Raw genomic sequence first — 26,649 nt, 5'->3', positions numbered from 1 at the left:
CCTGCCTCAATTCAATTAAAGCAGACGCGCTAACTCATAGGCATCCCAAATGGCGTTTTTGATATTTTCCACAGAGCGGCAATCACCGATCTGGTAAACCTCAGTTTTACCGGCTAGCTGGCGATACAAAGTATCCTCCGGGCGGAAACCCGCGGCCATGATGACCGTATCCGCCGCAAGGCATTCCTGGTTTCCGTCGCTTTCTACGATTGCTCCGCCGTCCTCGATTGACAACAACCTGCTGCTTGTCTTTACAGCGATCGGGCTGGCCTGAATCAGGTCGAAGAGCATCATTTTATTCATCAACGGCACGGTTTTCCCGCTGCTGAGGATTTCCGGCATCATTTCAACAATGGTTACCGTTTTGCCCTGCTCCTGCAGATGCAGCGCCAATTCGCTGCCCACGAGTCCGCCGCCGACAATTACCACATTTTGCCCCACAGGCTTCTTCTGCAGCAGAGCGTCCGTGCTGGTAATCGCCCTTTCGGCGCCTTTCAGGCTTCTGGGGATAACCGCTTCCGAACCGGTTGCCACAATGACGATTTCCGCACCGAAGGCAAGAATATTTTCTTCCGTGGCTGTTTTGTTTTTTTCAACCGGTACTTTCAGCGATACCAACTCCTGCTCGTACCAGTGGATCAGACGTCTTTCGTCTTCTTTAAAGTGGGGAACGCCTCCCGGAATCAGATGTCCGCCCAAACGGTCGCTTTTTTCCCAAAGAGTGGGCGCATGCCCCCTCAACTTTACCGCGCGGGCCGCTTCCATACCAGCCACTCCGCCGCCGACAATCAGTATTTTTTTCGGCTGCAACGCAGCCGTTAAGCTATAAGTCGTTTCACGCATGGCCTGCGGGTTTACGGCGCAGCAATATCTGCGGCCGGTAAACACACGGTGGAGGCAGCCGACGTCGCAGCCGAGGCACGGGCGGATTTTTTCATCCTGCCCGAGCATGGCCTTGTTTACAAAATCAGCATCCGCCAGAAGGCCGCGCGAAATGCTGACTCCGTCAGCGCGCCCTTTTGCAAGACCGTCCTCAATAATATGAGGCTCGTCCAAACGCCCGGTGCAGATCACCGGAATGCTCACCGCTTTTTTGATGGCTTCCGAGTATACAAAATTGCTTCCTTTTTCCACATACATCGGCTGGTACAGATGGTACATGGAATCGAAGCATCCCGCATCAATGAGCAAAGCATCGACGCCGATTTTCTCCAGATAGCGTGCGATTTCGATGCTGTCCTCTAAGGTTCTGCCAACTTCTTCCCCGCCGTCCAAAGAGGGACAGTTGAATCCCTTCAGATAATTTTTAGCCGCCATGCGAATACTGATGGGAAAATCCTTGCCACAGGCATTTTTAATGGCTTCCACAAGTTCCCGTGTGAACCGCATCCGGTTTTCGAAGCTTCCGCCGTATTCATCCGTCCTTCTGTTGAAAAAAGGAGTCGCGAATTCTTCCATCAGACATCCTTCATGCAGTGCGGAAAGATCCACTCCGTCGAAACCGGCGTTCTGCGCAACCACAGCCGCGGAAGCAACCAACTCTATTTTTCGCTTGATTTCGTCTTTTGTCAGACCGTGCGCCTGTTTTGTGGGATCTCCCCAAAGTGTGTTTTCCGAAGAGCAGCTGTTATTATGGAGCGCCCTCCCAAATCCCGCGGTAATTTGGATAAAGATTTTGGCGCCGTGACTGTGTACTCGTTCCGTCATCTCACTGCAGTGCTCCACGAAAACCTTCGGATTGTAATTCGGATTTACATACCCGGCGACCCCGCCGTTCGGAAATTTGTCCACTTCGAAGTCCGGTTCCGTGATTCCCGTCAGAATCAACCCGACTCCGCCTTTTGCGCGCAGAGCGTAAAAATCCTCGGCGGCTTTTGAAAATTCGCACTCCGGCGCTGCCTGCCCGTGGCCCACGGCTCCCATTACCACACGATTTTTAATCGTAAGGTTTCCGATCTGCATCGGAGTAAACATTGTTGGATACTTCATCAGAACAACTCCCTTCAAGATAAGATCGTCATTATTATATCAATTAACTGAGGCTCGTTAAAGCTCCAGTTGTAGAGATTTTCATGGACACGGTTGCGGCGTGTTCCATGCCTGCGCAAGCAGAAGAAGCACGTTCGGAATATCTTCGGCGGTCAAGCCGGTGTATCCCAGAAGAAGCATGCTGGGGGGAACTGCTTTCTTGTCCATCCAGTATTCCAGAGCGGGATACACTCTTACACCGCACGCGGCGGCTTTTTCTATAAACAGGTTTGCATTCCCCGGCTTCGGTATTTCCAGCACAAAATGGGTTCCCGCGTTCATTCCGTAAATTTGCACGGAAGGCGGCAATATCTGCTTTAAGCCCGCTAAAAGCAAGTCGTGTTTTTTACAGTTTCCTGTCACCATACGGCGGATTTGCCGATCCCAATGTCCGTCTTCCATATAATGCGCCAACACTCGTTGCTGCAGCCAGGAGCATTGGCAGAAGGTATCCCGGAATACCGTGCGGTAACGTTCCAGCAGAGCGGGAGGCAGAACAAGGTAGCTCATTCTCAGGGATGGGGAAAGAAGCTTTGAGAAAGTACCCATATAGATCACCCGGCTGCCGTCGCTGACTCCCTGTAAAGCGGGAACGGGCTGCAGATGATAACGCAGCTCGCAGTCATAGTCGTCCTCTAGAATGTAGGCGTCCTGTTGTTCCGCCCACGAGAGAATCTGAATCCGTTTCGCTATGGGAAGGACGGAGCCCAGTGGAAACTGGTGGGAGGGCGTAATGTACACCAGCTCCGCGCCGCTCTCTTTCAGCGTCTCGATATCGATACCGTCTTCATGAACCGGGACGGGATGCACGACAAGGCGATGATTTAAGAACTCTCTGCGTGTAACATCGTAGCCGGGGTCTTCAAAGGCAATGCTGCCATTTTCAAGCAGATGCGCGATAATCCCGACCGAATACTGTGCGCCGCAGGTCATCACCACTTGCTCTGGCAGGCAGTTCACTCCGCGGGTTTTGCGCAGATAATGAGCAATTTCGCCGCGAAGCTCAATGTCGCCCTGCGGATCTCCGTATTGATTGAGCTGTTCGGATTCCTGCGAATAAAGAATGTCCCTGGCATAGCGCAGCCAGACTTCGCTGGGAAAGGTGCCTTGGGGTAAATTGCCGTACTGAAGATCGTATTGGTAAAAGCGCGGGGAGTCCCGTGGAATCCGTGCCGCCGGAACCGGTTCGGCCGCGGTGAACGGCAGACGCTCCGACGGAATGTCCATGACGTAATAGCCGGAGCCGGGGGCGGATTTCACATACCCTTCCAGGGCCAGCTGAAAATATGCTGTTTTTACGGTATTCACGGAAATACACAGGTCTTTGGCAAGACTTCTGGTAGAAGGCAATTGTTCTCCCGGAGAGAATTGCCCCAAAGTGATCTGCTTAACAAACATGGAATAGAGCTGTTGATAAAGCGGCTCTTTTAACTTCTGATCAAGATGAAACATATCTGATTTATCCTCTCCCCAGAAAATTGAGTTCCCGAAAAGCTGTATCCGCTTTGGATTTTTGGGGAACCAGCCCTTTTGAACTTTTTTTCCTGTTCAAAAAGTTTTTGACACTCCAAACAGTGCGGAGGCAAGCTGATTCCGAATGAAAAAGGCCGCGGCCAGACAAGCGATGCCAACGATAAGAAACACCGGGAAAACGCGCTTGGTAAAATAGTATTCCGCTTTCACCACAATGGGATGAAACAGTCCGATCAGTAAAAAAGAACAAAAACCGATTCTCCGCAAAATGCGCCCTCTGTTCCATCTCCAAATTTTTACTTGTGATATTTGCCGGTGCATTCTTCAACCTGAAGTTCTATAACGGCAGTGCCCTTGATCATATTTTCCGGCAGTTCCATTCCAACAAGCTGCGGCGTGTATTTTTCTACGAGCTTGTTCAGCACCTCCCGCTTGTATTCCAAATCATCCAATACCCGCGCGGAACCGGTCAGCACCACGCTGTTGTAAACCGCCTCGGTGTCGCAGGCTACCTTGACTCCGGGCTGCAGCCCGAGGAGTTCGTCCACTTCGAAGCACGCCTTGGGGCTGTGGTTGACGTTATCGATCTTCTGGCCTCTTGGAAGTCCGTGCATATAGATATTTCCTTTGTAGTAAACGAAATGCATGGCGATCACATAAGGGTACCCGTTATCACGGATTGTTCCCAAACGGCCGGCTTCCGCTTTCTGAAGAAGGTCGTTGATTTGTTCCTGTGTCAGTTGGAAATGCTTCATTCTGTACTGCATGGTGATTCCTCCGGTTTATAGTTTGTAATGTTTGTTTTTTCGCTTATCGAGTTGCTTGCAATTTTATTTTTTTTATTATACAATAATACTGATCCTGTTAAAAGTGACACTTTTAACATTATAGATGGGTACACTCGAAAAGGGGGAACCGGCCGTGATCTATCTGGAAAAGGAATCGAAGCTACCTCTTTATGAGCAAATCTATCAGCAAATGAAAAGGGATATTGAATCCGGAACCGTCAAAGCAGGGACGCTTCTGCCCGGAATTCGAACGCTCTCCCAAACACTGGGAGTTGCGCGGAATACCGTAGACAAGGCCTATACACAGCTTGCGGTTGAAGGGTATATCTCCTCACGGAAAGGCTCCGGTTTTGCAGTGAATTCAAACAAAAGTATTTTTGTTTCAAAGAGCGGGTGCGGCTGTTTCCCGCCTTCACAGATTGCGGCGCCGGAACATCTCCGAAAAACCGAAACAATAAAATATGATTTTCAGTACGGCAACTTTCCACCTGACTGTTTTCCCAGCGCCGCGTGGAAGAAAGCAATTTCCAAGGCTCTCTCTTCGTTCGGAATGACACAGTATCATGAAAAGCAAGGAAATCTTTCTTTGAGGCGCGAATTGCGGAGTTATCTGAATCAATCACGCGGCGTCGTTTGTGAAGAGGATCAGATCGTCGTCGGCTGCGGCTTGCATTCCTCACTCGATATTCTTTGTAAGCTTTTCGCAGACCGGAAAAAAATTGCGATGGAGGAGCCGGGATACAACGGTGCACGAGAAGTTTTCCAAAACAACGGCTTTTCCCTGTTTCCTATTTCTGTCGGAGCCGCCGGGATCGATCCGGCCAGTCTGAAAGACGCCGATGTTTGTGCCGCATACGTTACGCCTTCCCATCAATTTCCGATGGGGTCGGTCCTCTCTGTCGGCAGAAGAAAAGAACTGCTGAAATGGGCCCGTGACCATGGCGCTTTTCTCATAGAAGACGACTATGACAGTGAATACCGATATGACGCGAACCCCGTGCCTTCTCTGCAGTCGCTGGATCAGGACGACAGGGTCGCGTATATCGGCACGTTCTCGAAGTCGTTTTCCCCGGCACTGCGGGTCAATTATATGGTACTCCCAAAGCGCCTGCTGCCTCAATATCTTCGGCTGTTCTCTTCCTACAGCAGCCCCGCGTCGTGGCTGACGCAGGAGGCACTTGCCCGATACGTTGCCTCCGGCGAATACACCCGGAATGTGCGGAGAATGTGCGCGGCCTACCGAAAAAGGCACGACGTTCTGACGCAGGAGATTTCGCGGCAGTTCGGAGAGCGGGTTGTAATCCACGGCCGGGGGGCAGGGCTTCATTTGATTCTGGAATTCCCGAAGGGCGCGGATTCAAGCCGGCTGATTCAGCGGGCGGAGGAGGCCGGCGTCCACGTCTACCCGGTTCAGCCGTTCTGGTTTCATCCGGAAAACTGTCCTGAAAATTTAGTTTTCGTGGGCTACAGCCTGCTGGACGAGCAAAGCATACGGGAGGGGATTCGCGCGCTGCGTCAGGCGTGGTTGTTATAAGGAAGGAACACATACCGCGGGTTTTGCCCGTGTACCGCTTTCCTAATCCTTCCTTTGACGCATTTAAAGAACACCCCATTTGTTTTCAATATACTGAAAACAAATGGGGCTCTGTTCGCGGGCTTTTTTAAAGCGCCTTTTTAAATTCGGGATTGCTGCCGGTTCCCGCGAAAGCTTTGATTTGTATTATAAATATTTCGTACAAATCTCGCGCATTTCAGCCAAAGCGCTGTCGGCATCCTCCCCGTCGGCAGTGACTTTGATCGTATCGCCGCACTTTATACACAGGCTCATGACCGCGAACAGCTTCGTTACGTCGGCCGTATGATTGCCTTTCAGAATTTGGATATGGCTTTGGGGATGATTTTTCGCGGCCTGTACCAACAGGCCAGCTGGTCTTGCATGAACTCCCAGTTCTTCCTTGATTTTATACTCAAAACCGGACATAAATGTACCTCTTCATATTAGTTTAATAGGGGCGACGTGCGATCTTATTTGTCACGCGTCAAATTTTTTGTAAAAGGACGCGAACACCTTAACCAGTTCTTTCGCAAGAATATATTCACTGTTAACGGTCATCAGGGTATCCTGAGCGTGTGAAAAAAGGACGGAGTACCCAATTTTATCACCGCTGATTTCTTTTTGCAGAATTTCTGTCTGCGCGTTGTGCGCTTCGGCAATTTTCTTTTTTGACTGCGTCAGCTTTTCTTCCGCCAGAGTAAAGTCGAATTGTTCCACGGCCTTCAACGATTCCGTCACATATAGCCTTGCGTCCCCGGCGCTCATGATAATTTTCATTGAAATTTCAGCCAGTTCGTCGGGTATATTCTCTTCGTTTTTTTCCATAAAATAGGAACTCCTTTCGTTTACCATTCGGTCTTTTCGCCGACGCGATTCTGTTCGTTTTTCAATTCTACGCCGTCGGCTACTTTAAAGAATGGATAATAAATAATGCAGGTGATTGCAACGCAGACAACCATCAGGATTAACCCTCTTACGTCCTGCGTCATCAGCCATGTCGAAATCGGAAACGGCAGATACCAAAGCTGCATCACTTCGGCCGGAATATTAGCCAATCCGGTGCTAAGGGCGAAATATGTAACAAGGGAGGTGAAAAAGGCCGATAAAACCATCGGAATCATGAGCAGCGGATTCCAGGCAATTGAGCCAAACACCGCCGGTTCATTGATATTCATGATGCTGGGCACCAAAGACGCTTTTCCGACCGCTTTGAATTTTGCTGATTTTGCTAAAAATGCCATAAAGACTACCAGAGCGAATGTCGAGCCCGTCCCGCCGATGCAAACCCAGCCGGAGTGCATTACTTCAAAAGTGTTGATAAATTCAGGCGCTTTTCCCGCTGAAACATTGGCGGCGTTTGCCGCGATAGCCTGATACTGAATGGGGGATAAAAAGGCGAAAACGACCCAAGGAGAGATTCCCATGGAATAAACCAGCGCGCCGAACGTCGCCAGGAGGACAAAGCCAAAATAGGTTTGGGCAAATGCCATGATCGGTTTGAAGACATTCAGAATTACATTCACAATATCGATCCCGACCACATAGGCCAGTATCCATCCGGTGGCGATGACAATCGTTACTGGGATAATCGAGTCGAACCAGGCGACAATAAAATCGGGAATGGTTGTATCTTTTTTAAAAAACGTAAAGTTTGCGAACAGCCCCATAATAATGGCGGTGAAAAAGCCGGTAATTAAAGCAATAAACATTCCCTGAGCGCCAAACAAAGCAGTATTGAAAACAGATCCGTCCTTTACCACCTGTGGCTTTAAAACCAGCAGGTAAAGGCCAAGCCCCGCAAAAAGGGCTACGATTTTCATTTTATTGTAGCCCTTTTTCTCCATTACATTATAAGGCAGCATAAAGGAAATAATCAGCGCCATCAAACCGAACGTATAATTGTTGACAACGCTAAAATCAGGAAACCATTTGAGATAGATTTTAACTACATAAAAAACAGTAGCCAGGGAACCCACAAAAATCAGCGGCATCGTTTGTACGATAGAAGTTTGAAGAGACTGCACCCAGATGTTTTTACTAACTTTTTCCATTTTCGGAGCAAATACTTCGGACAGCCAGCTCATTATCTTTTTCATATGAATTTCCTCTCTAATCTTTTAATATATAAAGGATATGATCTAACGCACGTTCCCCGTTCAGTGTTCCGTAATAAGACTCGTCCAGCAAGGCAACCTTGACACCGGCGGCCTTGCATTTGGGTTCTACCTCGCTTAAAAGGTATTTCAGGTGCGGTGCCAGCATCAGACAGTCTATGGACGGAAGCATACTGTCAATAGCCGATTCGCTCAGTGCTTCCACCTCCACGTTGACGCCCCGCTTTGAAATTGCCTTGCGAATATTGGCTGCCAGAAATCCGCTCGAGGCTCCTCCCCCACATACTAATAAAACTTTTTTCAATTTACATTTCCTCCTTTTTATTCTATCGGTTACAGCTTTTCACCGTTTGACTGAATTACGTCCTTATACCAATAAAAGCTTTTCTTCTTGTATCTTGCCAGATCTTTCAAATCTTTTTCATCGCGGTTAACATAAACAAACCCGTATCTTTTGCCGAACCCTTCGTGGGTGCTTACCAAATCTATGGCGGACCATGGGTGGAACCCCCAGATTTCTACACCTTCGTCCGCGGCCGCTTTCATCTGCCGGATATGTTCCCGAAGATATTCAATACGATAATCATCGATAATTTCTCCGTTTTTATCCCGCGTATCGTAGCCGCCAAGTCCGTTTTCCGTCACAATCACGGGGAGCCGGTACCTGTCATATATTTCCCGCAAAGTAACGTGAAATCCTACGGGGTCCACTTCCCACCCAAATTCTGTCAAGGGGAGATTCGCATTTCGCGTTTTAGCGTAAAAATCGGCCTTTCCGCTAACATTCCCGTTTTTGCCATATTTCTCTACTGTTTCACTGAAATAATAATTAAACCCGATAAAATCCGGCTTCGCTTTTTTGCACAATTCCAGGTCATGATCCAATATTTCAGGTTCAAGCCCGTGTTTCACAAAATAATCCCATACCACATGGTTATAGCGGCCAAAGCAAGCCATGTCGAGGACAAGCCAATTGCGCAGTGCGCTGTAATTGCCGGCGGCAAGGATATCGTCGGGGTGACATGTGGCCGGGTAAATAGCGACAATATTGGGGGCAGGGCCAATTTTTGCATTCGGCAGAATCTCGCGGCAGGCAAGAGTTACTTTTGCATGAGCTACCATCATGTTGTGATTTTGCTGATAAAGCTCTTTTTCGCTCAAAATCTTTACACCAAGCCACTGACTGTTCAAAATCATCGTATTCTGTTCGTTGATAGTCAACCAGTATTTAACCCGGTCCCCATACAACCGGAACAACAATCTCGCATAATTTTCAAAAGCGTCAATGGTATCCCTGTTGAGCCACCCACCCTTTTTATCCAGCGCAGCCGGCAAATCGAAATGGTACATCGTCACAATGGGTTCAATATTATATTTGGCCAGTTCGTCGAGCAGCCTGTTGTAGAAATCTACTCCCTTCTGATTGATCTCTCCGACTCCGTTCGGAAGGATTCTTGTCCAAGCGATGGAGAAGCGATAGGATTTTAGGCCCATTTCGCTCATAAGCGCAATATCCTCTTTGTAACGGTGATAGTGATCGCTGGTGACTTTAAAGTCACTTAATTCAGGGGGATGGTTTCCTTGGTCAATAACAGAACAACCTTTTCCATCTTCATTCCAGGCCCCCTCAAACTGATAAGCAGAAGTTGACGCCCCCCACAAAAAGTTTTTTCCAAATGATTTACATCCCATTCCAAACACTCCTATTCGTAAAGATTTGTTTGAGTACATTATAATTGTGTGGTATCAATTTGTCAACTGCCAATTTATATATGTTATACATAACATATTGATTATTACAGAAGATTTGTGATATTATGAATATAATGAAATTTGAAAGGATTGTTTAGAAGATGCCTAAATACAAATCATTAGCAAAAGACATTCATGAAAAAATAAAAAATGGTACTTATTCCATTAAGTTGCCAACAATAAATGATTTTGTCTGTGAATATCAGGCGGGACGAAACACTGTGCGCAGCGCGCTTGATATTCTTGTACAGCAGGGAGAAATACACAAGGTTCAAGGCAGCGGCTATTACATCAATAAAAATGTTAACAGTGAGAAAAAAACGCTGAATATATCCTTAAAAAGAGGGCTGACCGGCAGCTTCCCCGGGCAGCAGATTAAGTCCAAAGTTCTGGAGCTGTCCATTCTTTCTTCAGATGAGAAACTAAGCGCGAGGTTTAACTGTTCCGTCGGAACCCCGCTCTATTTTGTGCGCCGGCTTAGATTTATTGACGATATTCCTATCGGGATAGAAAACGCATATTATAACAAAAGGTTTGTGATTTATCTGAATGAAGAAATCGCGAGCCGATCAATATTTTATTTCATCAGGGACGAACTCATGTTAAAAATTGGGTTTTCGGATGAATTCGTCTCTGCCAAATGTCTCGATAAAAATGAATGTGCTTTATTAAACCTCGACGAAGGTCAGCCGGGATTGATTATCAACGAAATAAACTATTTGAAAAGCGGAGATATTTTTAATGTTTCAAATACAATTTACAATTATCAAGAGTTGGACTTGTACTTTTCAATACAAAATCTGAATTAGAAAACGACCTGAATGAAGACGTATGCGGACCTTACGCACAATAAAATTACATGATGTAAAACAGGAAGACATTCACGGGAAGGGGAAGTATACTAATGAAAAGGAAATATATGAGCCAAACGGCAAGCATAAAATTCACAATATTTTATTATTGTTGAATCATAACAAAACATAGATCGGAGCGCGTTTCAAAGAATATATGGATAACATTTTTCAGCAGGGATACATTGAAATCAAGGATGCCTATCAGAACAATTTACAGCATATCAGCATCCGAATCCCCAAATATAAAACCACTGTATTCGTGGGACTTTCCGGGTCGGGAAAATCGTCCCTCGTCTTCGACACGATTGCTGCTGCTTCCCGCCGGGAGCTGAATGAGACTTTCCCCAGCTTTACGCAGCAGTATCTGCCAAAGTACGGCCAGCCGCACGTCGGAGAGATCGACCATCTGCCGGTTGCCATCGTCATTCAACAGAAGCGGATTGGCCAGAACGCGCGTTCCACATTGGCGACCTACACAGGGATCTACTCGCTTCTGCGGCTGCTGTTCTCCCGTATCGGGAAGCCGTTTATCGGATATTCGGACAACTTTTCCTTCAACCTTCCGCAGGGGATGTGTCCGCGCTGTCAGGGACTCGGCTACGTGGACGAAATGGACGAATCAAAGCTGATTGACCCGGAAAAATCCCTGAACGAGGGGGCGATTACTTTCGTAAGCTTCGGCCCTCATACTTGGCGCTGGGACCGGTACGCCCTGAGCGGGCTGTTTGATCTTGACAAACCGGTTCGTGACTACACGGAACAGGAATATGAGCTGTTGATGCACGCGCCGCAGCAGACTTTGAAAAACCCTCCTTCAGACTGGCCGCGCACGGCCAAGTACGAGGGGCTTGTCCCGCGTATCCGCCGTTCCATCCTCAACAGCGAGGAGGGAAAGCACCATCAGGCGGCCCTGGCGGAGGTAGTAACCCGGAAAGTCTGCCCCGCCTGCCGCGGGACGCGGCTGAAGCCGGAAGTCCTGACGAACAAAATCGCGGGGCGGAACATTGCGGACATCTGCGCGATGGATTTGCTCCACGTGCTGGCTTTTTTGGACGGCGTCACGGAACCGCTGGCCGCCGACGCGGTGCGGGAGCTGAAAACCAAAATCCGGTCGCTTGCGGATATCGGCCTCGGTTATCTGACGCTCAACCGAAGCACAGACACGCTCTCCGGTGGGGAAGCTCAGCGTATCAAAGTGGCCAAATACCTGACGAGCATGCTTTCCGACATGGTCTACGTACTGGACGAGCCCAGCGTCGGCCTGCATCCGCATGACATCCGGCTGATGCAAAAGGCTCTGTCCAAGCTAAAGGACCGGGGAAACACCATTATGATTGTGGAGCACAACCCGGAGCTGATCGCATTCGCGGATTACATTGTGGAAATGGGACCCGGTGCGGGGCGCAGCGGCGGAACGGTAACCTTTACGGGAACCTACCCGGAGCTTCTCCGCTCGGACACTCTTACAGGAAAATGGCTGAGCCGCCCGATTGCCTTCCGCGAAGAACGAAAAGCTTCCGGCAGTCTGCCCCTGCGCCATGTTTGTGACAACAACCTGAAAGATATTTCGGTGGATATTCCGCTGGGAATCCTGACGGTAATCTCCGGTGTGGCGGGCTCCGGAAAAAGCTCGCTGGTTCACGCCATAAAACGTCAGCTGCAACAGGATTATATCGATCTCTCTCAGGTTCCGGTCGGAATCAATATCCGTTCCACGCCCGCTACCTATCTGAATATTCTGGATGAAATCCGTCGTCTGTTCGGTTTGGAAAATCATGTTTCCACCGGGCTTTTCAGCTACAATGGAAAGGGTGCCTGCCCCCGCTGTGCCGGGAAAGGGGTTACCATTACCAACATGGCCTTCATGGACCCCGTTGTTCAGATCTGTGAGCTGTGTGGCGGGAGGCGGTATAATGCGGAAGCGCTGTCCTACCGGTACCGGGAAAAAAATATTGCCGAGGTGATTGGGATGCCGGTCTCACAGGCGCGGGACTTTTTTTCCGACCGGCCGGAAATCAACAAGCCATTGGAAAACCTAAAAAAGGTCGGTCTGGGATATCTGACGCTGGATCAGCCGATGACAACACTTTCCGGGGGGGAACTGCAGCGCTTAAAGCTGGCCTTTGAGCTTGGCAGAAAAGGAACCGTTTATCTGCTGGACGAGCCGACCGCCGGTCTGCACCGGCAGGATACGGAGCGGCTGATCGTTCTGTTTAACCAGTTGGTGGAAAACGGCAATACGCTGATTATTATCGAACACAATTTGGCGGTGATCAGTCAGGCGGACTGGCTGATTGACCTCGGCCCCGACGCGGGACGGTACGGCGGGCGGATTTTATACAGCGGTACGCCGCGCGGCGCCATGGAATCCAAGGAATCCAAGACCGGGGCGGCTTTTCGGATCTCCTTTGACCATGGGACATTCTAAGTATCTGTACTCAAGAGTTAGAATTAAAAGAGATAATATCGGACGCTTTCATTTCTCCCACGAGTTATACTGTGGAAGAAAAGAGCGGATATACTGATTTGCGATGCGTTTGCAAATTTCGCCTGCAAGGCAGCGTTTCTGCTTTTTACAGTCTTGCCGTCCCTGTTTTGTACCCCGTACAATAAGAGCGGCAAAAGAAAGAAGGTTTTTGAATGGCACGATTTACCATTCCCCGCGACGTCTATTACGGTCCGAATGCCATGGAGGAGCTGAAAGCTCTTAAGGGACATAAAAAGGCCATCGTTGTAACGGGCACCAATTTCATGATTGAAAACGGAAGTCTTGAAAAGCTCACAGGTATCCTGAAAGAAAACGGGATGCAGGTGCAGGTGTTCGACAAGGTGGAAAGCAATCCTAGAATTTCCACAGTATACCGCGGAGCCGAGGTCATGAGAAACTACGAGCCGGATGTCATTGTAGCGCTCGGCGGCGGTTCTCCCGTTGACGCCGCGAAGGCAATGTGGGTGTTTTATGAAAACCCAGAGCTCAAATTCGATGATATCAAAACACCGTTCAGCCTGCCCAAAATGCGCAGAAAGGCCATTTTTGCCGCGGTCGGCACGACATCCGGCACCGGAACGGAAGTAACGTCCTTCTCCGTCATTACGGACGATGACACAAAAATCAAGTATCCGATCGCCGACTTTGAAATTACGCCGGACATTGCCATCGTGGATACGGAAATTCCGCTCTCCATGTCGAAGACGCTGACCGCCGATTCCGGTATGGACGCGCTGACCCACGCAGTGGAAGCATACGTCGCCACGGCTCACACGGATCTTACCGACTGCCTGGCAATTAAAGCAGCTCAGCTGGTTTTTGAAAATCTTGTCGATTCTTACAATGAAAGCAGCGCTGCAAGAAGAAAGCTTCACGTTGGACAGGATCTGGCCGGCATGGCCTTCTCCAACGCCCTGCTCGGAATCGTCCACTCTCTGGCTCATAAAGTCGGCGTTACTTATGACGTCACACACGGACGCTGTAACGCCATCATGCTCCCGTATGTCATTGAGTACAACAGCACGGTGTCGGAAGACCGCTTTGCGGACATTGCCCGTGCGCTCGGTCTGGACGGCGCAACGAATAAGCAGCTGACCAACTCGTTGGTGGAAGCCGTGAAGAACCTGAACGGAAAATTAGGTATCCCTCTTTCCTATAAGGAAGCGGGAGTGAATGAAAAAACATTCCTGGATACCGTCGACGTACTTGCCGAGGCAGCGTGCGGTGATCCCTGCACACTGTTTAATCCGCGCGAAACGAAATTCGATAATATGAAAAAAGTTCTCACCTGTTGCTATTACGGTACCGACGTAAACTTCTAAATCGTACAAAGCCCTCGGCAGCCTGCCGGGGGCTTCCTTCTATCAGGGATTGGAAAGGAGGATAACATGTCGGCCCCACTTTATTATCTGGAAGGTAATTTTATACCCTATCGAGCTCTGTTTCTGGAACAGTCTTACCGCACATTACATTACAAAGCCGGTAATATCATATATGAACCACATACGGAGTGGGACAGCATGATGTATCTGAACTCCGGAAAAGTTAAAATTTCCATTGTACAGAATGAAAGGGAAAAACTGCTTGCGTTTTATGGAGAAGGATATTTAATTCCTTATTACGTTCCTGCCGAGATTTGTATCTCGCATTTAATTCAATTTACGGCGGTTACAGATGTGACCGTTCTGCAAGTCAGCCGACAGGATTTTGAAGAACTTCTTGCGAAAAACACGAAACTTCGCAATGAAGTTTATTTGTCGGCGTGGCGGCTGATTCATCTGCTGACGCACGAAGTGGAAAGCCAGACTTTGGATTCCGGACTGGAGCGGGTGGCCACTTTTTTATACACCTATTTTGAAAATACCGGGCATGAGCTTTTTGAAATCTCCACTCGCGACCTTCAATCGTTTGTGGGGCTGAACCGAACCAACCTCAGTAAATATCTTTCTTTCCTTGTAAATGCTCATGTGATCGCGAAAGAACGGGGTTTTATTAGAATTATAGCTCCCGAAAAGCTGAAAAACTTTTGCTCTGACCGAGTGATTCGCTGCGATATCGTGCCGTCGAATATGGCGCACGGCGCTATTTCGGAAGAGGATAAATGGGAAGCGATTTGCAACAGGGACGCGACCTACGACGGAGTGTTTTGGTACGGTGTAAAAAGTACCGGAATATTCTGCGTCCCGTCCTGCAAATCCAGGCTCGCTCGCAGGGAAAATATCGAATATTTTGATTCTCCTCAGGAAGCGCTCCAGGCAGGTTATCGCATCTGTAAACGATGTAGACCGGATATCCTTTCTTACAACCCAAACCGGAGACTCGCGGAGCAGATACGGGATTATTTGGATGAGCATTTTTGTGAAAAAGAGGTGCTTGAGCAGTGTTCGATTCATCTATCTGTGGAACCGAAACATCTGATCAAAGTTTTTAAGATACAGTATGACGCGACACCCCACGCCTATATTCAGGAAAAAAGGCTTGAAAAAGCAGTACAGTTGTTGGAACACACGGATATGAATATTTTGGACATTGCCCTTTCTTCCGGGTTTAGCAGCATGTCAAATTTCTATAGCACGTTTAAAGGCAGCTATGGAATGTCCCCCACGCAGTACCGAAAAAGTGAAAGCGACAAACAATAGTTTTTCCTTTAGAGTGTCCTAACGATTAGTCGTTGATATAACAAAGGGGCTCATTCATACCGTAACGAGATGCTGAAAATTAGATAGTGCAAAATCGGAAGACATGCGGATAAAAGACGGGTAATATAGGAGTATATCAGGAGGCGATACAAATGAAAGATACGGCAAAAATTTCAACCCCACTGGGTCTGGTTTTGATCACTGCCGCGAACGACACCATTACGGGTCTGTCCTTCACGGACGATCCGCCGGAGACTGCCGTTACGCCGAAAACGCCCTTGTTGAAGGAAGCGGAGCGCCAGCTTTCGGAATATTTTTCCGGAATCCGCAAGGCCTTTGACTTGCCGCTCAGAGCGGAGGGGACGGAGTTTCAAAAAACCGTTTGGGCGGCGCTGCGGAGCATTCCGTACGGAGAGACCCGGAGCTACGGGCAGGTTGCGAAAAGCATCGGTCGCCCGTCGGCGTCGCGTGCCGTAGGCATGGCGAACAATAAAAATCCGATTTTGATCTTAACGCCGTGCCATCGAGTCGTTGGTTCCGACGGCGGGCTGGTCGGCTACGCGGGCGGGCTGGAACGAAAAGAACAGCTTCTGAAGCTGGAACGGACTCATGCGAACCGTTAAAACCAAATATTTCGATTATGGGTCTAAAGAAGTAGCATACCTTTCTGCCTCAGACGCGGTTCTCGGCTCGGCCATCGCGCGGCTCGGACGGGTGGAACGTGTAGTCATTCCGGATGTATTCGCGGCGCTCGTTTATGCCGTGATCGGTCAGCTGGTCTCCGTCCGTTCCGCAAACACGATCTGGGGCCGCATGCAGGACAGGTTCAGCGACATTTCACCGAAGAACCTGTCCTCTGTTTCGGCAGACGATATTCAGCATTGCGGTATGACCATGAAAAAAGCGGTTTGCATTTCGGAACTGGCTGAAAACATTTGTTATGGAAGTATCCGGCTGGATGATTTGCGGAATCTTTCGGACGCGGAGGTGGTTCACCGCCTGACGCGAATTCGGGGTGTCGGACCGTGGACCGCGGAGATGCTGCTTCTCAACTGTATGGAGCGGCCCGACGTTGTCAGCTGGGGTGACGTTGCCATCCGCCGCGGCATGGAAAAGCTGTATGGTTTTCCGAAGCTGACACGAAAGCAATTCGATCTGTGCCGGTCACGGTATTCACCATACGGCTCGGTGGCTTCCATCTATCTGTGGAAAATTTCCTTTCTAGGAGCAAAAGATATGGAATGTAAGAAAGAATACACGCTGATCGGTACGGATGGAAAGCCCTATCTGAGCGAAGAAAAAGGGACCCTGGGCGGGCACCGTAAAAATAAAATTTACGGACGGTTGGACTGCCCTTCCGCTCTGCGCGCGATTGCAAAAGGGCAGTATGTAAAAAGCCGTGTGTTTTTTGCGGACGAAAAAACGGCTGTTGCGGCTGGGTACCGTCCCTGCGCGGTCTGTATGCCGAAAGAGTACGCCGCGTGGAAGAACTCGCAAAAAAGCAAGGAGGCGGGCGGATGATCATCAATATCAGCGGACGAACCGACATTGTAAACCACTATTCGGACTGGATGTTCCGCCGGTTTGAAGAAGGCTACGCCTTTTCGCGGAACTCTCTTTTTCCCAACTCGGTGCGTCGCTACGAACTAACGCCGGATCAGGTGGACTGCGTCATTTTCGGGTCAAAAAATTTTGCGCCTGTTTTAGACCGTATCCATACGATCACGGAACGGTTCCATACTTATTTTTATTATACGATTACCGCCTACGGCCGGGATGTCGAACCCGGAGTCCCGGATATTGACACAAGCATTGCCACCCTGCTGCGACTTGCTGAAATTGTCGGAGCCAAACGCATTGCGTGGCGGTATGACCCTGTGCTTCTCACAAAAAAATATACTGTCGCCCGCCACCTCGAAACCTTTGAGTCGATGGCGAAACGGCTGGCGGGCCATGTGGACCGCTGTATTTTCAGCTTTGTAGAGATGTATAAAAAGCACGAGGTGAATTTTCCGGAACTGGTCCCGCTGCGGGAAGAGGACAAGGATGCGCTGGCCCGGGGCCTTGGTGCAATCGCGGCGAAATACGGCATTCCCATCCAGACCTGCGGCCCGGAAGAAAATTATGCCGGGTATGGGATTGAAACTTCCGGTTGCGTTACCCTAGACATCTTAGGACGCGCAAATGGCATTCAGTTCCGTAAACTCAAGCACCGCGGATTTCGTGAAGGGTGTCACTGCATAGAAAGTCGGGATCTCGGAGCGCTCAATAGCTGTCCTAACGGCTGTAAATACTGTTACGCGAACAAAAATTCACAGCTTCCTTTAGAAAATTATCGTCTTCACGATCCCATGTCTCCTCTGCTGATCGGCCGCCTGAAGCCCACTGACCGTCTGGAAGCGGGTGCTCAAAAGTCGTTTCTTTTACCGGAGAAACAATCTGCCCACCGGTAGAATGCGGCAGCCGATGGGAAAGGTTCTGCATTGCACAACGAAAATAGGAGTGGTTGTATGACGGGAAAACTGCCGCCAATAGAAAAATTATATGAAGCTTACAGTGCAATCGCAGACGGACGCGTGAGTCTGCGGGAGGGAGAAGCCGAAGTCGTCTCATCGGACGGCTCCAAAGCCTATAAGGTCGTCTGGCAAGGGAACACTTATTCTTCCGGTGACAACGCGACCTACTGGCAGGGGTATCCGGGCTACCCGATTCTGGCAGTGTTGATGCTGCAGGGAAAGCTTCCAATGAACCCGGAAATCGCCGGGTGTTTTCGAGGAATTAACTGGAGATGTCTAAATGCAAAACACAGGGCGGACTATGCCTCAGCGGCAGCCGAGGTTTTTCAAAAGCAGATTCCAGAAGCCAAAGCGGAGGCTATTCGGGAGACAGTGAGACAAGCATATGAGGAACTTAAAAAACTGGAGTTGACAGTCAAGCGCGGCAAACGCGCACAAAGCTTCTCAAGTCGGTCGTTGGCTGCAGAGGAAGAAGGATGCAGCCGATGAAACCGCGTGACAAATTTCTTGCTCTTCTTGTAGTCGTGCTGTGGGGAATCAATTTTACGGTTATTAAATTCGGCGTGAGTTCGCTCCCCCCTATGCTGCTTGTGGCTTTACGCTATATTTTTGCGGCGGTTCCCGCTGTCTTTTTCGTCAAGCGTCCGGATATCAGTTGGAAATATCTCGTCGCTTATGGCCTGACTGTCGGAGTGGGGCAGTTTTCCTGCCTGTTTTATGCGGAACATATCGGAATGCCGGCCGGTGTGGCATCGGTTATGTTGCAGTCTCAGGCGCTTTTCACGATTTTGCTGGCAGGTGTTTTTTTTCGGGAGCGCATCCGGGCAAACCAGGCGGTAGGATTATTCGTGGCTGCCATAGGTTTAGTCCTCATCAGTGGGGGAATCTGTGTCGGAGGCGTCTCTACCATTCCATCCAGTGCACTTGCTCTTACCCTGTTGGCGGCTTTTTTCTGGGGAATTTCCAATATTGTTGTGCGCCGTGCCTCCGATGAGGCCCACAGGCAGGGAAAAAATCTGAATATGTTCAGTTTGGTTGTATGGTCCAGCCTGGTGCCCCCGCTCCCAATGTTAGCCGCCGCGTTTCTGGCAGATTCACCGACGAAAATCTGGCAGGCACTCTATACCATTACGCCGTTCACAGTATTCTCCATACTTTATCTTTCCTTACTGGCCACGCTGTTCGGATATGGCGTTTGGAGTTCCCTGTTGTCCAGATATCCGGCTGGAAAAGTTGCGCCTTTATCTCTTCTTGTACCGGTGTTTGGCCTCATCACAGCCTGGGCTTTACTAAAAGAGCAGCTTTCCGCCGCACAGTGGGTCGGATGCGCTATTGCTATTCTGGGACTGATCCTATCGAATCATATTAGTCGGAAAGAAAAAAGTCGCAACCAAATACCAAATATCGATACATAAATTTTTAGTGATCCGAAGGTGGAAGGAGGCAACTCATGCAAAATAAAATTAGACAGGAGCTTGAACAACTGTCGGATGAAAAATACCGTATCTTTTCATCCGGTCTCCTTCCAAAAACAGATCATGTGCTTGGCGTCCGCCTGCCGCAGTTGCGCAGGCTTGCACTACGGCTGACAAAAGAGGACTGGCGCGGATTTCTCCGTACGGCAGAGGAAGATTCTTTTGAAGAAATCATGCTGCAGGGCATGGTGATTGGTTATGCGGATTGTGAGCCCGAGGAGCGGTTTCGGCTGATTCAGACTTTTGTCCCCAAAATTGACAACTGGTCGGTTTGCGACAGCTTTTGCTCGGGACTGAAATTTGTGAAGAAATACCGCGAACAAACGTGGATTTTTCTGCAGCCGTATTTGACATCAAAAAAGGAGTTTGAAGTCCGTTTTGCTGTTGTGATGCTGCTTTTCTATTTTATTGACGAAAGTCGGCTTTCGGATGTTTTTCGCATACTGGACGCGGTGCAGAATGACGGTTATTATGTAAAAATGGCTGTCGCGTGGGCGGTATCCATCTGTTTTGTCCGTTTTCCGAAAGAGACGATGACCTATTTGTCCGACAATCATCTGGATGACGTCACTTATAATAAAGCCTTGCAGAAAATCACGGAATCCCTGCAGGTAAATAAGGAAACAAAAAGCCGGATTCGTGCAATGAAACGAAAAGTTTGAAGGAGAGATTTTTGATGGACGCAATCTGCCGCATTCCTTCCCCATTAGGCCAGCTGACCGTTTCGGGAAACGATCGGTCCATCACAGGCCTCTGGCTGGAAGGACAAAAATGCTACGCCGCTACACTAGACGTACATGCCGGGGAGAAAAACCTCCCGCTTTTCGACCGGGTGCAGGAATGGCTGGCAATCTATTTCAGCGGAAAAGAGCCGAATTTTTCTATTCCGCTTGAACCGAAGGGAAGCGAATTCCGGCAGTCCGTATGGAAAATTCTACAAGACGTTCCATACGGTACGGTGATCACATACGGAAGTATTGTCAGGCGGCTAAACGTAATCGGCGTCCATACCTCCGCGCGGGCCGTAGGCGGCGCGGTCGGACACAATCCGATCTCTATCCTGATCCCTTGCCACCGAGTGATTGGTTCTGACGGCAGCCTCACCGGATATGCGGGCGGCATAGAAAAGAAAATTCGGCTGTTACAGTTGGAGAAAGTTCCTGTGGACAAACTAAAGTAATGGAAAGACAAACCCGAAAGGAGCGACAAGAGATGACGGACGAAGAAAAGTGGCAGGCGTCTTTGGCCTGTGACACTGCTTGTGATGGCAGATTTTTCTACGGTGTGAAGACGACGGGAATCTTCTGCCGTCCTTCCTGTCGGTCAAAAAGTCCGAAAAGGGAAAACGTTGTCTTTTTTGATACGGCGGAGGAAGCCCGAAAAAGCGGGCTTCGCCCCTGTAAGCGCTGTCGTCCTGACTTGTTGGAGTTCCAGCCGCAGAAAGAGGCCGCCGAGAAAATCAAAGCCGTCTGCGACCACTGGTATGCGGATCATCCCAGATTTAAGGCGGAGTTGAAACAACTGGGCCTCAGCCGAAACCGTGTTGCTCAAGTGTTTCAGGCACAGTATGGAAAGAGTCTGACGGAATACTGGAACGAACTGCGCATATCCGAAGCAAAACAACTGCTGGCTGAGACGCAAGACAACGTTTTACAGATTGCGCTACAAAGTGGTTTCGAGAGCCTCTCCACCTTTTACACACAGTTTCGGCGTGTCACTGGAGTTTCCCCGATGGAATACCGGGAATCGTCCGCACACGGGAGTGATAACCGATGATCGTCAGTGCAAGCCGCCGCACCGATATTCCGGCCTTTTACTCCGAATGGCTGCTGAATCGACTGAAAGCGGGTTATGTATTGGTCCCGAACCCACGAAATCCGCTTCGGTTCAGCAAGGTGGCGTTGAACCGGAGCGCGGTGGACTGCCTCGTGTTCTGGACAAAGAACCCGAAAACAATGCTGCCAAAACTCGGGAAGATTTCCGAGTTGGGGTATCCGTTCTATTTCCAATTTACCCTGACCCCCTATGGGAAGGAAATTGAGCGGAACCTGCCGCCAAAAACTGAACTGATTCGCACTTTTTGCAGCCTAAGTCAAATATTGGGGCCGGATCAAGTGGTGTGGCGGTACGACCCGGTAATCCTTTCGCGTGAAATGCCGGTTGAATATCACGCGCGCTGTTTTGAACAGATGGCGGCGGCGCTGGATGGTATGACACACCGTTGTATTTTCAGTTTCCTTGATTTTTACCCCAAAGTGAGAGGAACTCTGCAAAAAATGGGTGCCATTGAAATGCAAAAGGCAGATATGTATCAGCTGGCAGAGGCATTCTCGGAAATCGCCCGAAGACACTGTCTGCAGCTATTTACCTGTTGTGAACCGATAGATTTGTCTCAGTACGGGATCAATCATGCATCCTGCATCGACGCCGGCATGATTGAAAAAATTCTTGGTTGTCCAATCCATGTTCGGAAAGATTCCAACCAGAGGCCTGGCTGTGGGTGTGTGGAGAGTGTCGACATCGGTTCTTACGACTGCTGCCCACATGAATGCCGCTATTGCTACGCAACTTCTTCGGAGAAAAACGTCCGAAGGCATATTGCGGACCATGACCCAAACTCTCCCCTTTTATTTGGTGTATTACCGCAAGGGGTACAAATTAGTGAAAAAGATATGAAATCCATTTGTGATGGCCAAATGTGCCTGCTTTAAAGGAAGTGATTGAAAACCGCAAAGAACTTACGAGAAGCAATCCTTTTTATTCAAATAAGCAATGGGATATGCAAAAGCACAACAGAAAATAAATAAAGCCAAGGGCAAACCCACCCAAAGGTGGGGACGCAAAGCCGCAGGATCTAAGGTGCATTAACACACTATGATAGCCTGGCTGCCGGAAGCTCTATAATAGGGCTGCCCTCTTAATTATGAGGGCAGTCTTTTGTTATTTACCGAGCTTGCCACATTAAGTCTTTAAAAATTGTGCGTCTTTCGCCATGCCTTCGGTGAAAGGAGTCTTTATGGTCTGCTCTGGTAATTTGGGGAGGTCAAAATAAAGACATCTCCCCGACTAAATATATTGTTGCGGTAAATAAAAAATCAGCACTCTGTTTATATGGGCAGAGTGCTGATTTTTTATTTTCGACACAAAGTCTTAAAAAGAATGCAATAAATTTAAATTTCGAGTCTATTTTTGCGTCCTTTATCCGCGAGATAAAAAAGCCTTGTTGCCGTTCACCGCCGCTCGTTCTTCATTTCCGGATTTCAACAATCACGAAATGGAGGACAAGCCTTATGACAAAATATCAGAAAAAGACAAATTACCAGGAGAAGTATCCTGATGTAAGCAGAGAGATCATCGAGGTTTTAGAAAAAAGCGACCGTCAGATGGAATACTTGCAGTATGACATCAAAGTTGAGCGATGCCGGATCGATTCTGTCAGCGGCACCGTTACATATATCCCCAGCCGAGAGGATTCCTATGAACGGCTTCTGGAGGAAAACAGGCAATTCGCCGTTGCTGACGAGGATGTGGACGATGCCGTGATTAAGGCCGTGATGATCGAAAAAATGCTAACCTGCCTCAATCATCTCAGCCCGGAGGAACAAAAATTGATCACTACTTTTTTTTTCGATGATAAAAGTGAGCATCAGATGTCGAGAGAAACAGGTATCGCCCAACGAACCATTCACGACCGGAAGATAAAAATCCTGGCGAAATTAAAAAGACTTATGAATGAATGAAGTTCCCGGCTCCCCCTCGCTGCAGAAAGGCGAAGGGGAACCGAAATTAAGAGGGCTGTATTCTCTTATGAACTGGCAGTTCAATTGTTTCGGTCAGGCCATACGGATCAGCGTTGGTAAAGTTGATTTTTCTCCGATGTACTTGGACAATTTGTTTGACCAACTTTATGGCTTAACACATGGACGTAATTACATTTTGGCGATAATAACAACAGCAAACACGGCGCCCAGAACAATGAGCAAGATAAAATTGTAAATCAGGAAGGCACGAATGAATTGAAGCTTCTTTTGTGCAAAAGTTCGGCAGAACAATGAATATGCGATGATGCTGGCGAGTGAGGCAATAGGAGTACCAAGCCCGCCAATATTGACACCGTAAAACAATTCACGCATATGGGTAGTAAACGGCGCAAGCATGACTGTACTGGGGACATTGCTGATGATTTGACTCAGAAAAAGCGCGGATACATACGTTTTGAATGGAGTGGCTGTAAGTGCCGCTAATTGTCCTTTCAATTCGGGCATATGAGAAATATTGCCCACTGCAACGAACAGGAATAAAAAAGTCAGCAGAAGCCGGTAATCCAGCTTGCGTATCAAAGCCCTGTCTAAAATAATGGCGATCACCAACACGAGCAAAAGAGTAAACTCATAAGGGATCAGGTTCAAAACACCGGCAATCACCGGAACCGCCAGCAAGAGGAACGCCGTCACCTTTTTCTTTTCGGTAACAGGAATGCCGTCAAGCTTAGTCTGGATTTTTTGGGGCCGGATAAGCAGACATGACACCGTCAGCAGAAGCAGACTTATAAAACATAAGGGTAAGGAATCTCTGAAAAAGGATGTCGGACTCATCCTGTAAAACGAAAAGATGTAAAGGTTCTGTGGATTGCCGATCGGGGTCGTGCTGCTTCCCAGACTGGCCGCGGCGGTAACCAGTACGCAGGAAACGGCGGCGGAAAAACCGCATGTTTGCGCGATGATGATCAGAATGGGGATAACCGTCAGAATCGCGACGTCGTTCGTAGTGAACATTGAGAGCAGAAATGAAATTACACACAGACCTATTGTCAACCGCCTTTCGTCCCGGCAGCGATTCACGATGTTTACGGCGATGTGTCCAAGAAGTCCATACTCCTCCAACGCCTTTACGATCAACATCAGCTCGAATAGGCAGACAAGCACTTTCACGTCAATATAGCCCCATTGGGGCTTGCTGAAACAAGAGGTGATAGCTGCAACAATCAGGGAAACGGAAAAGAGTGTATGCTCTGTAAACTCATGATGAATCGTTCTCCATATCCGCACGAAAAGGCTCCGGATGGGAATCTGGATCAAAGATAAGCGAGTAAAAGCGGCCCTTTCCGGATGGACGGCAGACACCTCTTTTGAACCGGCCGACTGTTTGGGATCGCTTGTTTTCATGCAAGTTTTCAAATGTTCTACCTCCTGTGGAATTTTATGATTGCTGAAAAAGGCGTACAAATTACCAGGCTATACGGAATATAGCCGAAAAAAGATAATATGAACTGCAATTTCCAAACTGTATTTTTATGGAATCACTCGAACGGTTCAGTTTCCAATTGGTTCTGATGGTACGGATTAATTGGTTATCTTCTCAGATGAGGCGGAAGCGGCCCATTTTTCGGCGGACCGGGCGGGTCTCTCCGTAAATGAGGAGGAACAGGCCCTTCTTCCGGCGGTGGAGGCGGCATGTGATCTCCCCTTAAATGCGGGGGCAGGGATTCGTCATCATCTTCACCCACAAGCAACGCCTGCGCTTCAAATATGGCGCAAAGCTTCTTCAAGATGGTGTAAAATGTGTATTTTTCTTCGTCAGACAATCCTTCAAAAAGCATTTCCGCAAAATTTCCCTGATCTTGTGAACCATTTACAAGTTCGCGCCCTGCGGTCGATAAAAAGACCCGTGTGACCCGTTTATCCATCTCATCCTTTTCCCGTGTGATCAGATTTGATTTCTCAAGCTTGTTCAAAAGCTCGGACATGGATGCGGAACGGATGTCAAGAAGCTCTGCAAGCTCCTTCTGGTTCAGGCCATCATTATCCGCGATGATGTGCAACACCCGGTTCTGGCCCCGATAAGGCACATAAGGAAGCCTTGCACGGTACATTTTTTTCTGGTACAGCCTGATGAACTGGCTCAGAATAAACAGTAGTTCATCTGGGGAAATGATGAAACATTCATCCTTCTGTTTGCTATTGTTATCGTCCATTATGATTCTCCTCTTATTATGGTTAGGTACCTATCTATAACACATTATACACGATTCGCCGGATATGTCAAGGTACCTATCTAATTTTTTGCTGGATTGAATGTTTCTTATTGTCCGATTGAATTTCAGGCCAAGTTGGCCGAGGTTGAGGTTGAACAAAAGACGGGAGTCTCCATCTATGCCCTGTTCGTTTTCCTGTCGCTTCAAATACCCTTGTTTTCCACGACGGTAATGAGCACTGAAGCGGCGACGCTGACAGAGCGTATAGCACAACTTTGCTTCGAAAAGTCGTGGTCCAAGGGGCAATCACCCTTGGAATCACCAACAACAAAGCGGCGATATGTCACCCTCTCCGGGAGCATATCGCCGCTTTGTTTTCAGCAGTCCATTTTGCGGTTTGTGTGTAGTTCCTTGTAAACTGACCTAACTGTCAATATTGATAACATATCAATTTCTTGTTAATTTCTCCTGCTAAACAAACTAAATTATAACAAATAGAAAGGAGTTTTTCCATGAATGACAAAGGCAATTAAGGCTGTGATGATCGAAAAAATGCTGACCCACCTCAAGCATCTCAGCACGGAGGAACAGGAGTTGATCTCTGCTCTGTTTTTCAAAGGCAAAAGTGAGCGGCAGGTGTCCAGAGAAATCGGCGTTCCGCAGCGATCCATTCACGGCCGGAAGATAAGAATCCTGGAGAAATTGAAAAAATTTATGGAAAAGTAAAAAAATTTCCGCTCAACCCCCTCGCTCAACGTGGAAATAAGTGAGGGGGTTTTTCTATTCCCTCGTTGCTCCTTGAAAATTTCATATCCGGCAGCATAAATACATGATCTGTCCGGCCGTGATGAGCGGCAGCGACAATAACGGGCGCGCCAAGACTACCTGCGGATGGGTGACAGACATCCGTCGAACCGATGGCATCGAAGGCGACGAGCGGCAAGGCCCGGTTATAAAACAGCCCGTGGTGGGCTGTTTCGCAATGAAACGGAC

27 protein-coding genes and 1 riboswitch are annotated in these 26,649 nt (G+C 48.6%); of the genes, 16 read left to right on the top strand and 11 right to left on the bottom strand.

From position 1 onward, the window contains the following. Positions 1-15 precede the first annotated feature (15 nt). The 4 genes from VXK30_RS05585 to VXK30_RS05570 all read right to left on the bottom strand — a co-directional run bounded on the left by VXK30_RS05585 (position 16) and on the right by VXK30_RS05570 (position 4,268). On the bottom strand, positions 16-1,989 hold the full coding sequence (locus tag VXK30_RS05585; protein WP_275712724.1) for an oxidoreductase: 1,974 nt from the start codon (positions 1,987-1,989) through the stop codon (positions 16-18). 81 nt (positions 1,990-2,070) lie between these two features. Next, positions 2,071-3,480, bottom strand: coding sequence for a MocR-like pyridoxine biosynthesis transcription factor PdxR (gene pdxR / locus VXK30_RS05580; protein WP_275712725.1), 1,410 nt, complete (start codon positions 3,478-3,480; stop codon positions 2,071-2,073). Between the two features lie 96 nt (positions 3,481-3,576). Next, positions 3,577-3,822, bottom strand: coding sequence for a DUF4491 family protein (locus tag VXK30_RS05575; protein WP_275712726.1), 246 nt, complete (start codon positions 3,820-3,822; stop codon positions 3,577-3,579). After that, positions 3,798-4,268, bottom strand: coding sequence for a pyridoxamine 5'-phosphate oxidase family protein (locus tag VXK30_RS05570; RefSeq protein WP_275712728.1), 471 nt, complete (start codon positions 4,266-4,268; stop codon positions 3,798-3,800). The genes VXK30_RS05575 and VXK30_RS05570 overlap by 25 nt, the downstream gene beginning before the upstream one ends. Before the next feature lie 154 nt (positions 4,269-4,422). Between VXK30_RS05570 and pdxR (VXK30_RS05565) the strand changes: the two genes are divergently transcribed. Further along, the gene (pdxR, locus tag VXK30_RS05565; RefSeq protein WP_275712730.1) at positions 4,423-5,823 is read left to right on the top strand and encodes a MocR-like pyridoxine biosynthesis transcription factor PdxR; all 1,401 of its coding nucleotides are present in this window, start codon (positions 4,423-4,425) and stop codon (positions 5,821-5,823) included. A gap of 186 nt (positions 5,824-6,009) precedes the next feature. Here pdxR (VXK30_RS05565) and VXK30_RS05560 read toward each other — a convergent pair whose 3' ends face one another. The 5 genes from VXK30_RS05560 to VXK30_RS05540 are packed head-to-tail and all read right to left on the bottom strand — an operon-like array spanning position 6,010 to position 9,650. Then, positions 6,010-6,270, bottom strand: coding sequence for an HPr family phosphocarrier protein (locus tag VXK30_RS05560; protein WP_275712731.1), 261 nt, complete (start codon positions 6,268-6,270; stop codon positions 6,010-6,012). A 51-nt stretch (positions 6,271-6,321) separates the two neighbouring features. Continuing rightward, positions 6,322-6,669 carry a PTS lactose/cellobiose transporter subunit IIA gene (locus tag VXK30_RS05555; RefSeq protein ID WP_275712733.1) on the bottom strand — a complete coding sequence of 116 codons (348 nt, stop codon included), beginning with the start codon at positions 6,667-6,669 and terminating at the stop codon, positions 6,322-6,324. 20 nt (positions 6,670-6,689) lie between these two features. Then, positions 6,690-7,940 (bottom strand): PTS sugar transporter subunit IIC, encoded by a 1,251-nt coding sequence (locus VXK30_RS05550; RefSeq protein ID WP_275712734.1) that lies wholly within the window; start codon positions 7,938-7,940, stop codon positions 6,690-6,692. A 13-nt stretch (positions 7,941-7,953) separates the two neighbouring features. Continuing rightward, a complete protein-coding gene (locus VXK30_RS05545; protein ID WP_275712735.1) occupies positions 7,954-8,262 on the bottom strand; it encodes a PTS sugar transporter subunit IIB in 309 nt (102 codons plus the stop codon). A gap of 29 nt (positions 8,263-8,291) precedes the next feature. Further along, on the bottom strand, positions 8,292-9,650 hold the full coding sequence (locus VXK30_RS05540; protein ID WP_275712737.1) for a glycoside hydrolase family 1 protein: 1,359 nt from the start codon (positions 9,648-9,650) through the stop codon (positions 8,292-8,294). Positions 9,651-9,811: 161 nt separating this feature from the next. Here VXK30_RS05540 and VXK30_RS05535 point away from each other — a divergent pair, with 161 nt between their 5' ends. The 14 genes from VXK30_RS05535 (at position 9,812) to VXK30_RS05470 (ending at position 23,422) form a co-directional block, all read left to right on the top strand. Then, positions 9,812-10,519 (top strand): GntR family transcriptional regulator, encoded by a 708-nt coding sequence (locus VXK30_RS05535; RefSeq protein WP_275712738.1) that lies wholly within the window; start codon positions 9,812-9,814, stop codon positions 10,517-10,519. Between the two features lie 199 nt (positions 10,520-10,718). Further along, positions 10,719-12,992: an excinuclease ABC subunit UvrA gene (locus tag VXK30_RS05530; protein ID WP_275712740.1), complete on the top strand. Its 2,274-nt coding sequence runs from the start codon at positions 10,719-10,721 to the stop codon at positions 12,990-12,992. A 212-nt stretch (positions 12,993-13,204) separates the two neighbouring features. Next, positions 13,205-14,374 (top strand): iron-containing alcohol dehydrogenase, encoded by a 1,170-nt coding sequence (locus tag VXK30_RS05525; protein WP_275712742.1) that lies wholly within the window; start codon positions 13,205-13,207, stop codon positions 14,372-14,374. 66 nt (positions 14,375-14,440) lie between these two features. Further along, on the top strand, positions 14,441-15,691 hold the full coding sequence (locus VXK30_RS05520) for an Ada metal-binding domain-containing protein (RefSeq protein WP_275712743.1): 1,251 nt from the start codon (positions 14,441-14,443) through the stop codon (positions 15,689-15,691). A 152-nt stretch (positions 15,692-15,843) separates the two neighbouring features. Continuing rightward, positions 15,844-16,314 (top strand): methylated-DNA--[protein]-cysteine S-methyltransferase, encoded by a 471-nt coding sequence (locus tag VXK30_RS05515; RefSeq protein ID WP_275712744.1) that lies wholly within the window; start codon positions 15,844-15,846, stop codon positions 16,312-16,314. Next, positions 16,301-17,212 carry an Ada metal-binding domain-containing protein gene (locus VXK30_RS05510; RefSeq protein WP_275712745.1) on the top strand — a complete coding sequence of 304 codons (912 nt, stop codon included), beginning with the start codon at positions 16,301-16,303 and terminating at the stop codon, positions 17,210-17,212. The genes VXK30_RS05515 and VXK30_RS05510 overlap by 14 nt, the downstream gene beginning before the upstream one ends. Beyond that, positions 17,209-18,144, top strand: coding sequence for a DUF1848 domain-containing protein (locus tag VXK30_RS05505; protein ID WP_275712747.1), 936 nt, complete (start codon positions 17,209-17,211; stop codon positions 18,142-18,144). Before VXK30_RS05510 ends, VXK30_RS05505 begins: the two co-directional genes overlap by 4 nt. 57 nt (positions 18,145-18,201) lie before the next feature. Next, positions 18,202-18,696: a hypothetical protein gene (locus VXK30_RS05500; protein WP_275712748.1), complete on the top strand. Its 495-nt coding sequence runs from the start codon at positions 18,202-18,204 to the stop codon at positions 18,694-18,696. Continuing rightward, complete coding sequence (locus tag VXK30_RS05495; RefSeq protein ID WP_275712750.1) at positions 18,684-19,622, top strand: EamA family transporter; 939 nt, start codon at positions 18,684-18,686, stop codon at positions 19,620-19,622. Before VXK30_RS05500 ends, VXK30_RS05495 begins: the two co-directional genes overlap by 13 nt. A 35-nt stretch (positions 19,623-19,657) precedes the next feature. Further along, positions 19,658-20,344: a DNA alkylation repair protein gene (locus VXK30_RS05490; protein ID WP_275712751.1), complete on the top strand. Its 687-nt coding sequence runs from the start codon at positions 19,658-19,660 to the stop codon at positions 20,342-20,344. A 14-nt stretch (positions 20,345-20,358) separates the two neighbouring features. Beyond that, a complete protein-coding gene (locus tag VXK30_RS05485) occupies positions 20,359-20,862 on the top strand; it encodes a methylated-DNA--[protein]-cysteine S-methyltransferase (protein WP_275712753.1) in 504 nt (167 codons plus the stop codon). A gap of 32 nt (positions 20,863-20,894) precedes the next feature. After that, entirely contained in the window at positions 20,895-21,458 is a 564-nt protein-coding gene (locus VXK30_RS05480; RefSeq protein ID WP_275712755.1) for a bifunctional transcriptional activator/DNA repair enzyme AdaA, read from the top strand. Next, positions 21,455-22,393 (top strand): DUF1848 domain-containing protein, encoded by a 939-nt coding sequence (locus tag VXK30_RS05475; protein WP_275712756.1) that lies wholly within the window; start codon positions 21,455-21,457, stop codon positions 22,391-22,393. The genes VXK30_RS05480 and VXK30_RS05475 overlap by 4 nt, the downstream gene beginning before the upstream one ends. 93 nt (positions 22,394-22,486) lie before the next feature. Next, a riboswitch (cyclic di-GMP riboswitch) is annotated at positions 22,487-22,576 on the top strand. Positions 22,577-22,972: 396 nt separating this feature from the next. Beyond that, positions 22,973-23,422: a sigma-70 family RNA polymerase sigma factor gene (locus VXK30_RS05470; protein WP_275712757.1), complete on the top strand. Its 450-nt coding sequence runs from the start codon at positions 22,973-22,975 to the stop codon at positions 23,420-23,422. 189 nt (positions 23,423-23,611) lie between these two features. On the opposite strand, the gene VXK30_RS05465 is transcribed toward VXK30_RS05470, so the two are convergent. Then, positions 23,612-24,859: an SLC13 family permease gene (locus VXK30_RS05465; protein WP_329494284.1), complete on the bottom strand. Its 1,248-nt coding sequence runs from the start codon at positions 24,857-24,859 to the stop codon at positions 23,612-23,614. Between the two features lie 173 nt (positions 24,860-25,032). Then, complete coding sequence (locus VXK30_RS05460) at positions 25,033-25,656, bottom strand: MarR family winged helix-turn-helix transcriptional regulator (RefSeq protein ID WP_275712759.1); 624 nt, start codon at positions 25,654-25,656, stop codon at positions 25,033-25,035. A gap of 516 nt (positions 25,657-26,172) precedes the next feature. Between VXK30_RS05460 and VXK30_RS05455 the strand changes: the two genes are divergently transcribed. Beyond that, complete coding sequence (locus VXK30_RS05455) at positions 26,173-26,382, top strand: sigma factor-like helix-turn-helix DNA-binding protein (protein ID WP_329494282.1); 210 nt, start codon at positions 26,173-26,175, stop codon at positions 26,380-26,382. Positions 26,383-26,649 lie beyond the last annotated feature (267 nt).

Source organism: Caproiciproducens sp. CPB-2, from assembly GCF_036287215.1.
Lineage (GTDB): Bacteria > Bacillota > Clostridia > Oscillospirales > Acutalibacteraceae > Caproiciproducens.
This window is presented reverse-complemented; position numbering and strand designations above follow the sequence as displayed.

Bases quoted from the DNA above. Each gene is read 5' to 3' on its own strand.
- VXK30_RS05460 (WP_275712759.1), bottom strand. From the start codon at position 25,656: ATGGACGATAACAATAGCAAACAGAAGGATGAATGTTTCATCATTTCC.
- pdxR (WP_275712725.1), bottom strand. From the start codon at position 3,480: ATGTTTCATCTTGATCAGAAGTTAAAAGAGCCGCTTTATCAACAGCTC.
- VXK30_RS05585 (WP_275712724.1), bottom strand. From the start codon at position 1,989: ATGAAGTATCCAACAATGTTTACTCCGATGCAGATCGGAAACCTTACG.
- VXK30_RS05475 (WP_275712756.1), top strand. From the start codon at position 21,455: ATGATCGTCAGTGCAAGCCGCCGCACCGATATTCCGGCCTTTTACTCC.
- VXK30_RS05525 (WP_275712742.1), top strand. From the start codon at position 13,205: ATGGCACGATTTACCATTCCCCGCGACGTCTATTACGGTCCGAATGCC.
- VXK30_RS05575 (WP_275712726.1), bottom strand. From the start codon at position 3,822: ATGCACCGGCAAATATCACAAGTAAAAATTTGGAGATGGAACAGAGGG.
- VXK30_RS05505 (WP_275712747.1), top strand. From the start codon at position 17,209: ATGATCATCAATATCAGCGGACGAACCGACATTGTAAACCACTATTCG.
- VXK30_RS05535 (WP_275712738.1), top strand. From the start codon at position 9,812: ATGCCTAAATACAAATCATTAGCAAAAGACATTCATGAAAAAATAAAA.
- VXK30_RS05530 (WP_275712740.1), top strand. From the start codon at position 10,719: ATGGATAACATTTTTCAGCAGGGATACATTGAAATCAAGGATGCCTAT.
- VXK30_RS05495 (WP_275712750.1), top strand. From the start codon at position 18,684: ATGCAGCCGATGAAACCGCGTGACAAATTTCTTGCTCTTCTTGTAGTC.
- VXK30_RS05500 (WP_275712748.1), top strand. From the start codon at position 18,202: ATGACGGGAAAACTGCCGCCAATAGAAAAATTATATGAAGCTTACAGT.
- VXK30_RS05560 (WP_275712731.1), bottom strand. From the start codon at position 6,270: ATGTCCGGTTTTGAGTATAAAATCAAGGAAGAACTGGGAGTTCATGCA.
- VXK30_RS05550 (WP_275712734.1), bottom strand. From the start codon at position 7,940: ATGAAAAAGATAATGAGCTGGCTGTCCGAAGTATTTGCTCCGAAAATG.
- VXK30_RS05515 (WP_275712744.1), top strand. From the start codon at position 15,844: ATGAAAGATACGGCAAAAATTTCAACCCCACTGGGTCTGGTTTTGATC.
- VXK30_RS05520 (WP_275712743.1), top strand. From the start codon at position 14,441: ATGTCGGCCCCACTTTATTATCTGGAAGGTAATTTTATACCCTATCGA.
- VXK30_RS05555 (WP_275712733.1), bottom strand. From the start codon at position 6,669: ATGGAAAAAAACGAAGAGAATATACCCGACGAACTGGCTGAAATTTCA.
- VXK30_RS05455 (WP_329494282.1), top strand. From the start codon at position 26,173: ATGACAAAGGCAATTAAGGCTGTGATGATCGAAAAAATGCTGACCCAC.
- VXK30_RS05480 (WP_275712755.1), top strand. From the start codon at position 20,895: ATGACGGACGAAGAAAAGTGGCAGGCGTCTTTGGCCTGTGACACTGCT.
- VXK30_RS05540 (WP_275712737.1), bottom strand. From the start codon at position 9,650: ATGGGATGTAAATCATTTGGAAAAAACTTTTTGTGGGGGGCGTCAACT.
- VXK30_RS05490 (WP_275712751.1), top strand. From the start codon at position 19,658: ATGCAAAATAAAATTAGACAGGAGCTTGAACAACTGTCGGATGAAAAA.
- VXK30_RS05510 (WP_275712745.1), top strand. From the start codon at position 16,301: ATGCGAACCGTTAAAACCAAATATTTCGATTATGGGTCTAAAGAAGTA.
- VXK30_RS05485 (WP_275712753.1), top strand. From the start codon at position 20,359: ATGGACGCAATCTGCCGCATTCCTTCCCCATTAGGCCAGCTGACCGTT.
- VXK30_RS05470 (WP_275712757.1), top strand. From the start codon at position 22,973: ATGACAAAATATCAGAAAAAGACAAATTACCAGGAGAAGTATCCTGAT.
- VXK30_RS05570 (WP_275712728.1), bottom strand. From the start codon at position 4,268: ATGCAGTACAGAATGAAGCATTTCCAACTGACACAGGAACAAATCAAC.